Origin of the sequence: Pseudomonas sp. SED1, assembly GCF_034044025.1 — a bacterium.
Classification (GTDB): Bacteria; Pseudomonadota; Gammaproteobacteria; order Pseudomonadales; family Pseudomonadaceae; genus Aquipseudomonas.
In genome coordinates, this window is sequence record NZ_JAXCIS010000054.1 from 1 (window position 1) to 9,123 (window position 9,123).

Annotated in this window: 10 protein-coding genes; 5 read left to right on the plus strand and 5 right to left on the minus strand. The window is 60.8% G+C overall.

The genetic code is table 11. The features are described from left to right. Nucleotides 1-170 precede the first annotated feature (170 nt). Complete coding sequence (locus SNL23_RS07905; RefSeq protein WP_076017627.1) at nt 171-488, plus strand: DUF3509 domain-containing protein; 318 nt, start codon at nt 171-173, stop codon at nt 486-488. Here SNL23_RS07905 and SNL23_RS07910 read toward each other — a convergent pair. Together SNL23_RS07910 and SNL23_RS07915 are read right to left on the minus strand one after the other, a co-directional pair. After that, nucleotides 485-973, minus strand: coding sequence for a phosphate-starvation-inducible protein PsiE (locus tag SNL23_RS07910; RefSeq protein ID WP_167663771.1), 489 nt, complete (start codon nt 971-973; stop codon nt 485-487). The genes SNL23_RS07905 and SNL23_RS07910 overlap by 4 nt on opposite strands. Nucleotides 974-1,256: 283 nt before the next feature. Then, nucleotides 1,257-1,592 carry a DUF6124 family protein gene (locus SNL23_RS07915; RefSeq protein WP_167663772.1) on the minus strand — a complete coding sequence of 112 codons (336 nt, stop codon included), beginning with the start codon at nt 1,590-1,592 and terminating at the stop codon, nt 1,257-1,259. 465 nt (nt 1,593-2,057) lie between these two features. Between SNL23_RS07915 and SNL23_RS07920 the strand changes: the two genes are divergently transcribed. Next, the gene (locus SNL23_RS07920) at nt 2,058-2,318 is read left to right on the plus strand and encodes a YebG family protein (RefSeq protein ID WP_003212789.1); all 261 of its coding nucleotides are present in this window, start codon (nt 2,058-2,060) and stop codon (nt 2,316-2,318) included. A gap of 244 nt (nt 2,319-2,562) precedes the next feature. Here SNL23_RS07920 and SNL23_RS07925 read toward each other — a convergent pair whose 3' ends face one another. After that, complete coding sequence (locus SNL23_RS07925; RefSeq protein ID WP_076017714.1) at nt 2,563-3,288, minus strand: dienelactone hydrolase family protein; 726 nt, start codon at nt 3,286-3,288, stop codon at nt 2,563-2,565. A gap of 204 nt (nt 3,289-3,492) precedes the next feature. On the opposite strand from SNL23_RS07925, the gene SNL23_RS07930 reads away from it, so the two are divergent. Beyond that, entirely contained in the window at nt 3,493-4,857 is a 1,365-nt protein-coding gene (locus SNL23_RS07930; protein ID WP_318301968.1) for an acetamidase/formamidase family protein, read from the plus strand. Here the strand turns inward: SNL23_RS07930 and SNL23_RS07935 are convergent. Beyond that, nucleotides 4,807-5,826 carry a Leu/Phe/Val dehydrogenase gene (locus SNL23_RS07935; protein ID WP_076017715.1) on the minus strand — a complete coding sequence of 340 codons (1,020 nt, stop codon included), beginning with the start codon at nt 5,824-5,826 and terminating at the stop codon, nt 4,807-4,809. The genes SNL23_RS07930 and SNL23_RS07935 overlap by 51 nt on opposite strands. 186 nt (nt 5,827-6,012) lie before the next feature. Between SNL23_RS07935 and SNL23_RS07940 the strand changes: the two genes are divergently transcribed. Beyond that, the gene (locus tag SNL23_RS07940; protein ID WP_076017716.1) at nt 6,013-6,816 is read left to right on the plus strand and encodes a SirB1 family protein; all 804 of its coding nucleotides are present in this window, start codon (nt 6,013-6,015) and stop codon (nt 6,814-6,816) included. 42 nt (nt 6,817-6,858) lie between these two features. Continuing rightward, nucleotides 6,859-7,683: a methyltransferase domain-containing protein gene (locus SNL23_RS07945; RefSeq protein WP_318301969.1), complete on the plus strand. Its 825-nt coding sequence runs from the start codon at nt 6,859-6,861 to the stop codon at nt 7,681-7,683. On the opposite strand, the gene SNL23_RS07950 is transcribed toward SNL23_RS07945, so the two are convergent. Then, complete coding sequence (locus tag SNL23_RS07950; RefSeq protein ID WP_318301970.1) at nt 7,654-9,021, minus strand: MFS transporter; 1,368 nt, start codon at nt 9,019-9,021, stop codon at nt 7,654-7,656. The two genes, SNL23_RS07945 and SNL23_RS07950, sit on opposite strands and share 30 nt — an antisense overlap. Nucleotides 9,022-9,123: the final 102 nt, after the last annotated feature.

Here is a 9,123-nt window from a genome sequence, read left to right on the forward strand (position 1 = left end):
CATTCGATGGCAGGCAGATTGCTGTACGGCACGCCCTTTGCTGTACAGCTACTGAGGAAAACGGACCTTGTGAAAGCCTCAGCGAGCGAATGGCCGGTGGTCAGGAAACGCGAACTAATCCCGACACCGGTCGTCAATGACTGCATGTTCTTATCAGGCGGTAACGCACCATGGACAACCCTTTTCAGATCATCACCGACACCTTCGCCCCGAAATACCGGGTCAATTTAAGCATCCAGCGGCTGGACGGCAGCATCATGCTGACCCTGTCCGATGAAGACGGCGTCGTGGCCAAACGCATGATCAGCGCCGAACAACGCAACGACCCACAGCGCCTGAAACGCCTGGTGCAAAGTGTGCAATTCGGGATTGCGATCGAGCAGGGGCACAGCGCGATCGAGATATTGGCGGTGATGACCGATGGGGACAGTCACAAAGTGTTGCAGCGGCCGCCCGTCACCCGGCCGCCGCTGAACGTCGGGTTTTAAACCTCGCCTTTCTCTGTTTCAAGGCTCGCTTCGCCCTTGCGGCGCGGGCCTTCGACCTTCACCGACGGAAACGCCGACGACGCATACCGCACCACCAGAATCGCGAATGCCAACAGCAAAATCCCGCCGCACAGGTAGATGATGCCGATGTCTGGCGGGTTGTGGTGGGAGACGTTGGAGATCAGCAAGCGGGTCAGCGCGGTGATCGCCACGTAGATCAGGAAGCGCACCGGCATGTGGTTGGTCTTGAAGTAAATCCCGACCATCGCCCCCAGTTCCAGGTAGATGAACAGCAGCAAGATGTCATCGATCTTGATGTGCCCCGTTTCCAGCATCCCCAGAAACTCCATCACCGCTGCATAGGCGGTCACCGCACCAATGGCGAACAGCGCCAGGTAGTGGAACGTCTCGACGAACAGATTTCCCAAGGACTCGGCCAGTTGGTGCACGGTCTTGCGCAGGTTTTCAGCCCAGTTGATTTTCACGATGATGCTTCCTTAGGTCGGCTCGACCGGATAATGCGGGTTGGACGTGACGGTTTCCCTGCATGCAGAAAAAAGGCCAGGGAACAGGGAGTGAGATGGTGGCGGGGTGATATGAGGCACTTATCTTGCTGCTTGATGATCGTTCCCACGCTCTGCGTGGGAATACCGCCCCGGACGCTCCGCGTCCCATGCCCAATGGTTTCGAGTAGAGGTGACGCGGAGCGTCGCGGTATGCATTCCCACGCAGAGCGTGGGAATGATCCAGGTGACCGGGTGATTTAGGTCAGGTCGGGGCGACTTGATCCAACGCTTGATCGACCAATAACCCACTCATTTCGAGCAGTTGGTGGATCGCCAGAAGCAAACTTCGCTGTGGGCCCTCAAGCTCAAAAGCCAGGCTACAGGCCATTTCACGGGCACTGTTCAAGGTTTCGCTGGCGTTGGCGAGTAACGTTTCCGTGTCGGCATTGGGCGTAACGCTGAAAAGAATCGAGGAGGGTTCGGGAGGTGGTTCAGGTGTTTCAGGGCGCAGATAGTGATCAATGGCGCGGTTGGCTGCGGCTTGAAGACGGGTGTCAGTGTGTGAATCGTAAGGGGGACTTGGGGTAAGCTTTTTCATGGCACAGACTCTTTCGTATTAAGGGCCGTCCCCATCTGCCGCCAAGCAGATTGGGTGACGGATTGCACAAGGTTGGCGGACCGGTACGAAAGAAGAAAACCGGCACCCCGAAGGGTCCATGCGCAACCCGTCATGACACAGGAATACAAACGCCAGGAAGCGTCTGCAATCTTGTTGGGACGTTGTTACGCCTTTCGTTACCGAGCCGCCAAGCCCGTTCGCTGCATTTGCAGCGCCCGAGGAAGGTAAGCGAACGGACGAAACCGGCGCAACCCCGGCAAGTTGTCAGAAATTTCTCTTGCTGCAAACCCCCGGATTCCAACTACATTGAAAAGCCACTACCCAAAGCCCATGGATTGGCTTATGCTTTTAGCTGTATATAAATACAGTAGTCGCGAGAACGCTTGGCGACACCCGAACCAAGGGCAACTCCCTTCAATACTGCACCGATGACGAGGCCGAAAAATGGCTGTTGAAACCCTGTATCGCAGTACCCGTGACCTGGAGACTACATTCGTGGATCGCAAACTTGCCGACGCACACGACCAGATGCTTGAACTGGCAGAGTCCCTGATGGAAGTGCTGTTGAAAAACGTCGAAGGCTTGAGCGAGAAGCAGGCAGAAGATGCCGGTATTTTCATGGCCAAGAACCGCGCGGCGTTTGCGGCGGCGTTCAAGAACAATGCGAGTGCGTTGGCGGAGATTGGGCAGCCAGCGGCTGAGTGATGCATTGCCAGTAGCCAGTGGGATTGTTGTAGCTGGGGGGGGTTGTCTTGTGAGGAGGCTTGTGTGTGGCGAGGGGGCTTGTCCCCCGTTGGGCTGCGCAGCAGCCCCAGTAAGAACGCCGCATTCCGTCAGTTGAAACTCTATCGTTGGTTTTGGGGCCGCTTCGCAGCCCAACGGGGGACAAGCCCCCTCGCCACAGGGCATGCCCCCTCACAGGGTTATGTATAGGCCGGTGAAGTGTGTTTTACGCCTGCCACAAGGTCTTGCCAAAGAACGTCAGCGTCCGGTCCCACGCCAGTTGCGACCAGGCGGCATCGTATTGCGTGTCCGCAATACGACCATCACCAATCGCTGTCTCGTTGGCAAACGCATGACGCGCCAGGTAACGATGGAAGGTCGCGTCCACACCGGCTGCGTGCAGTTTTGACTCCAGCTCCGCCACGGTGTCGATGTTGAAGAAGGCATCCTGTGTGCCCCAGTGCCCAATCAGCGGCGCCTTGATCTTCGACGGATCCAGGTATTCCAGCGGCGGGAAGCCGTACCACACCACGCCCGCCGCCACTTCCGGAATCGCGTTCAGCGCCAGCAAAGTCAACGCCCCGCCCATGCAGTAACCCGTCACGCCGACTTTTGTCGAGTCCGCCTGCAAGTACTGCACGGCACCCTTGATGTCCTGGGAAACCGCATCACCAAAATCCAAGCCATCCATCAGGTGATGAGCTTCTTCCTCTTCCACCGTGGACGCGCCGCGATAAAGATCCGGCACCAGCACCCGGTAGCCGCATTCGGCCAGTCGATTGGCAACGCCCTTGATCTGATCGTTGAGGCCCCACCATTCCTGAATCACCACAATCGCCGGCGCACCTTCGAGCACCGCCGGGCTGGCCAAGTAGCCGTTAACGTCTGCGCCATCCGGGCGTTTGAAGGTGATCATGCGCCCGCTGGAGCGCCCTGCTGTTTGTTTGGACATGCCAACCTCGTTCTGATGGGTTTGATAACAGAGATATCTGTATTTGCCCGTGACCGCCACTGCGGGTGTATCAAAGTGTGTATGGATGCCCCTCAGATACACACGTACCGGCAATCGCGGCAGCGCGACACACGACAGATACACACCGGCGTTTAAGTGATGAAGCCTGTTCAACATTCAATCACCCAGGGCCCGGAAAATAAAATGAATAACCTCCCTTCTGTTGACCGTCTCACCGTCACCTCCTACACCAATGGGCTGCTCGGCCCCAGCCAGAAAATGCTCGGCCCGCTGGCCGACGGTGGCACCTTGATCACCGGTACCCCGCCAGGCTGCTGGGGCCCGATGATTACGCCGGCCTTTGAGGGTGGCCATGAAGTGACCCAGCCGGTGTTTATCGCCGGGGCCGAAATCGGCGACGCGGTGGCGCTGAAGATCAAGCGCATGCGGGTCACCTCCTTGGCCACATCGTCGGGCGTCATGAGTTTTGTCGAAGGGCGTTACCACGGCGACCCGTTCGTCGCGAAGTTCTGCTCCAATTGCGGGCAAGAGCACCCCGCCAGCCACGTCGAAGGCATTGGCGAAGAAGCTATCCGCTGCGATGCCTGCGGGGCTGAAGTCAGTGCATTCCGTTTCAGTAATGGCTACGTGATCGTCCTGGATGCCGAGCATCAGGTGAGCCTGACGGTCAATCAGGCCGTGGCGGATCGCCTGGCCGGCAAAGCCTCGGACATGTCGGCGCTGCCCGAATTGTCTGCCCAGCATTCAATCCTGTCGCTGGCCCGCGCCGACATCCCCGGTCTGGCCGCGCATATGCGCCCGTTCCTGGGCAACATCGGCACCACGCCTTCGCGGGATCTGCCGGATTCCCACAACTGCGGCGACTTCGGCCAGTACCTGGTGGACGCGCCCCATCGCTACGGCATGACCCACGAAGAACTGCACACCGCGAAAACCGATGGCCACATGGACACCAATTCCGTGCGCGAAGGCTGCATCCTGATCTGCCCGGTGAAAGTCCCCGGCGCCGGGGTGTACATGGGCGATATGCATGCCCAGCAAGGCAACGGCGAAATTGCCGGGCACGCCACCGATGTGTCGGGGGAAACCGAACTGACGGTGCAGGTGATCAAAGGCCTGAACCTGGACGGCCCGATCCTGCTGCAAAACCTCGACGACCTGCCGCCCATGGCACGCCCAATGACCGTGGAGCAACGCCTGCGGGTGAAGGCATTGGGTGAGCGCTGGGGCCAGGTAGAGATCGAGGAGAATGCGCCCATCACCTTTATCGGCAGTGGGACCAATCTGAACGTCGCGACGGACAACGGACTGGAACGCGCAGCCGCCGTGACCGGGCTGCCGATCGACGAAGTGCGCAACCGCGCGACTATCAACGGCTCCATCGAAATCAGCCGCCTGCCGGGAACCGTGCGGGTCACGATCCTGTGCCCCATGCACATCCTTGATCGTATGGGCGTGGGCCAACTGGCCCGGGAGAAATATCAGCTTTCACCCGCGTCAGCGGTACAGCAACCGCTCCGCCAGCTCATCCGCAACCCGCGCGGGTGAGCGTTTTTCAGCCTGTGCATGGGCGAAGATTTCGGTCAGGCGGGTGCCGATGTTCGACAGGTGCGCGGTGATGGTTTCCAGCTCCGCGCCGCCGTGCTTGAGAGCCACGTAAATCAGCCCGCCGGAGTTGATCACGTAGTCCGGCGCGTAAAGAATCCCACGGCCTTCCAGTTGATCGGCCACTTGCAGGTTGGTCAACTGCGCACTCGCGGAGCCGGCCACCGCCGCGCACCGCAACTGCGCGACCGTGTAGCGGTTGAACACCGCGCCCACGCCGCACGGCGCGAGGATATCGCACGGGGTGCTGAGCAGGGCTTCGTTGGCAATCGGGTGCGCGCCCAGCTGTTCCATGGCCAGTTGCACCTTGCCGTGGTCGATGTCGCTCACCAGCAATTCCGCGCCGGCGGCGTGCAGTTGCTCGGCCAGGGCATAACCGACGTTGCCCAGGCCCTGGATCGCCACGCGCAAACCTTCCAGATTATCGCTGCCCAGGCGGGCCATGGCGGTGGTGCGGATGCCGGCGAACACGCCCATCGCCGCGTGGGGCGACGGATCGCCAGCCGCCGTGGTGCTGGTGACATAGCGGGTCTGCTGGGCGATGCAATCCATGTCGGCCACCGAGGTGCCGCTGTCGATGGCGGTGATGTAGCGACCGTCGAGCTGCTCGATGCAGCGACCAAAGGCCTCAAACAGCGCGGCGCGGCTTTCCACATGGGCGGGGCGGATGATCACCGCGTTGCCGCCGCCCACCGGCAACCCCGCCAGTGCGGCCTTGTAGCTCATGCCTTGGGCCAGGCGCGCGGCATCCTCCACGGCACTTTCATCGTCGGGGTAAGAGAGGTAACGGCAACCTCCAAGGGCGGGGCCCAGGCGGCTGTTATGGATGGCAATGACCGCCTTTAACCCGGTGGCCGGGTCAACGCTCAGGTGCAGCGATTCAAGGCGGGTGCTGTGCATGAGCGCAAACATCGTCGAGCTCCCGAATCACTTCTGGTAGGCGCCAAGTATAGGACTGCCAGCGAAACCCTGCCCGAGCGTGCAGGAATAAGGCCACCGGTTTTAAAGGGTTTGCGACATAAACAGGTAGGACACGTCTTAAGGTACTGGACGAAAGTTCGCAGCAAGGCTAAAACGAGACATCCGCCGGAGAACCCAATGAAGCCCCGCGACGCCTTTTTTGCCTGCCTTGAACGGTCACCGCCCGCGCTGTTTGAAGCCGCGCTGTGGATGGCGGCCGAGCACGACCCGGCGGTGGACCCGGCGGCCATCCTGCAGGACTTCAAGGTGTTGCAACAGTTGGTCAGCCTCAGCATGCCGATGCTGCCGGCGGATGAGCTCGGGCAACCCTTGCTGCGGCGCATGAATGACCTGGGGTTCGCCCAGGATGACCATACCCCGCTGCGCCCCGCCGCCGCGCTGCTGGACAAGGTGTTGAAGCGCAAGCGCGGGCAGCCGCTGGCGTTGGGGCTGATTGCCCTGGAGCTGGCGCGGTGCCTGGACATTCCGCTGGTCGGCGTCAACTTTCCGGGACACTTCCTGCTGCGGGTACCGGGCGCCGATCATCTACTCGACCCCTGCGGCGGCCGACGCCTGTACCCCAATGATTGCCGCGACCTGCTGACTCGCCAGTACGGGCCCAATCTCAAGTTGCAGGCCGACCACCTGCACACTGCCGAGCCGCGTTCGATCCTGCAGCGACTGTCGCGCAATCTGCGCCAGTTGCACCTGTCCAACGACGACCACCTGGCCGCTCTGGTAGATGCCGAACGGGTGCTGGAGCTGGGCAATGCCAGCGCCGCCGATTACCTGGCCCGGGCCAGTTTGTATCAGCGTCTGGATTGCCCGAATGCTGAGCGTTTTGATCTTGAGCATGCCTTGATGCTCAGCGAAGACCCGATCCAGCGCCTGCGCCTGACCGAACGGCTGGGGCACTTGCCGCCCAACTCTGTGGTGCATTGATCCGCATGGCGTAAGCTGTACCGCCCCATGGATGAGGTTGTCATGCCCCTGCGCTCCCCCGCCGAACGTTACCTCGAAGATTTTCACCAGCGCCAGCCCGGCACCACCAGCGCGGCATTCGCCGAACTGCCGGCGGTGGAATACAGCTCCTCCTATGCTGCCTTGACTGCGCACGTGCCCACCGCGCAAAGCCCATTGAACGTGCTGGACCTGGCCTGCGGTGATGGTTATCTGCTCAAGCTGCTGGCTGACCGCCAGCAACCCGGGCTGCAATTGATCGGTGTCGACATGAGCCAGGCCGAACTCGACGCCGCCCGCGAGCGTCTTCCAGTTGAGGTCACCCTGCTCAAGGAACGCGCCCAGGCATTGAGCGTGGCCACGGCCAGCGTCGACGTATTGCTGTCGCACATGGCGATCATGCTGATGGATGATCTTGAACAGGTACTGCAAGAGGTACAGCGGGTACTGCGCAGTGGCGGCACATTGGCGGTGCTGATCGGCAGGAGTTTTCTACTGGGCCCTGTCGGCGATGCGTTTCTGGACGCCTTTCGTCCAATCGCCAAGGAAGACCAACTGCCGCACTTGCCAATGGGCGACCCGCGCACGCGCGACGAAGACGGCTGGCGAGCCTTGCTGGCAGATCATTTCACTGACATCCGCTTCGAAGACATCGACGTCCACTGGCAGCCTCAGCCAGCGGCACTGTGGACGTCATTGAAAGAAACCTACGATATCGACCGGCTGACAATCCCTGCCAAGGCCCGCCTGAAAGAACGCTTCCTGGCCGCCATCGCTCACCTTCGGCAGAACGATGGCAGCGTGTCCACCGGCTGGGGATTACGCGTGATCAACGCCAGGCGCCAATAACGTATCAGGGCCTGTTGGCGCTGCGCCCTTGGGCGAACGCACCTGAATAATCAGCAACGCCGCTATCACCGCCGGAATCGCGCAGAAAAAGAAAATCTGCTGCACCGGTATGTGCATCGCCAGCAGCATGCTGCCGAACAGTGGGCCGAGGATCGAGCCGAACCGCCCGACTCCCAACGCCCAGCCAGTACCGGTTGCTCGCACGTGAGCCGGATAGAAGTTACTGGCGAACGCGTTCAGGGTCAGTTGGCCACCGATGATGCAGAAGCCCGCCGCAAACACGCAGGCCACCAGATAACGCGGGTTGTCGTGGTTCAGTCCCAGCAAAATGGTGCACACCGCCGCCGCTGCCAGCACACCGGACAAAAGGCGGACTTTGCTTTTCAACCGGTCGGCAAACCAGGCCATGCCGATGGCGCCCAGTGTCCCGGCGAACAGGAACATCGAGGTCACCAGATTGGCTTCGTTCAGGCCCAAGCCGCTTTCCAGCAACAGCGAAGGCAACCAGCTGATCATGAAATACAACAGGATCAGGCTGACAAAAAACGTCGCCCATAGCAGCAAGGTCGGGCGCGCATAACCATAGCGGAACAGCTCCACCACCGTCAGTTTGCTGCCTTGCTCCTGGCGGTTTTGTTCCTCGGTTGCCGCCGGTGGTTGCCAGTCGGGCAGCATGCGCGCGGTGACTTTTTGCAGGCGCGCATAAGGCGGTGCATCACGCAGTAGGCGCGGCAGCGATTCAGGCAGCATCCAAGCGAGAAACGGGAACAACAGCAATGGCGTCACACCACCGGCGAGGAACACCGCCTGCCAGCCGAAACTGTCGATAAACCCGGCCGCGACAAAACCACCTGCCGCACCACCGAAAGAGAAGCCACAGGCCGCCAGCGTCACCATCAACGTTCGCAAGCGTGGCGGCGAATACTCCGACATCAAGGCCATGGCGCTGGGCATTGCACCGCCCATGCCGATGCCGCAGATAAAGCGCGCGGCCATCAGGGTATTCAGGGAATTGGCGAACACCATCAGCACCGTGAGGCTGGCGTAGATCAGCACGCAGCACAGCAGGATGCGCCGCACCCCGAAGCGATCCGCCAGCGGTGTGACGGCCAGGGAGCCGAGGGTCAGCCCCAGCAGGTTGGCGCTGAACACCGGGCCGAACGCGGCTTTTTCCAGGCCCCAGTCCTTGGCCAGCGCCGGTACTACGTAGCCCAGGACCTGGGCATCGTAGCCGTCGGTGACCAGTAACAGCGCAAGCAACAGGAGAATCAACCACTGGTAGCGCGACACCGGGCGGGCGTCGAGTGCCGCACGAAAGCTGGCAATCTGATTGTGCATCGCAAGGGACCTGTATTGTTTTTATATATTTGGGAAACGCTGAAGATCACATGTGGGAGCGGGCTTGCTCGCGAAAGCGGTGTGCCAGTTAATACATCTGCT

Bases quoted from the DNA above. Each gene is read 5' to 3' on its own strand.
- SNL23_RS07905 (WP_076017627.1), top strand. From the start codon at position 171: ATGGACAACCCTTTTCAGATCATCACCGACACCTTCGCCCCGAAATAC.
- SNL23_RS07915 (WP_167663772.1), bottom strand. From the start codon at position 1,592: ATGAAAAAGCTTACCCCAAGTCCCCCTTACGATTCACACACTGACACC.
- SNL23_RS07920 (WP_003212789.1), top strand. From the start codon at position 2,058: ATGGCTGTTGAAACCCTGTATCGCAGTACCCGTGACCTGGAGACTACA.
- SNL23_RS07925 (WP_076017714.1), bottom strand. From the start codon at position 3,288: ATGTCCAAACAAACAGCAGGGCGCTCCAGCGGGCGCATGATCACCTTC.
- SNL23_RS07930 (WP_318301968.1), top strand. From the start codon at position 3,493: ATGAATAACCTCCCTTCTGTTGACCGTCTCACCGTCACCTCCTACACC.
- SNL23_RS07935 (WP_076017715.1), bottom strand. From the start codon at position 5,826: ATGTTTGCGCTCATGCACAGCACCCGCCTTGAATCGCTGCACCTGAGC.
- SNL23_RS07940 (WP_076017716.1), top strand. From the start codon at position 6,013: ATGAAGCCCCGCGACGCCTTTTTTGCCTGCCTTGAACGGTCACCGCCC.
- SNL23_RS07945 (WP_318301969.1), top strand. From the start codon at position 6,859: ATGCCCCTGCGCTCCCCCGCCGAACGTTACCTCGAAGATTTTCACCAG.
- SNL23_RS07950 (WP_318301970.1), bottom strand. From the start codon at position 9,021: ATGCACAATCAGATTGCCAGCTTTCGTGCGGCACTCGACGCCCGCCCG.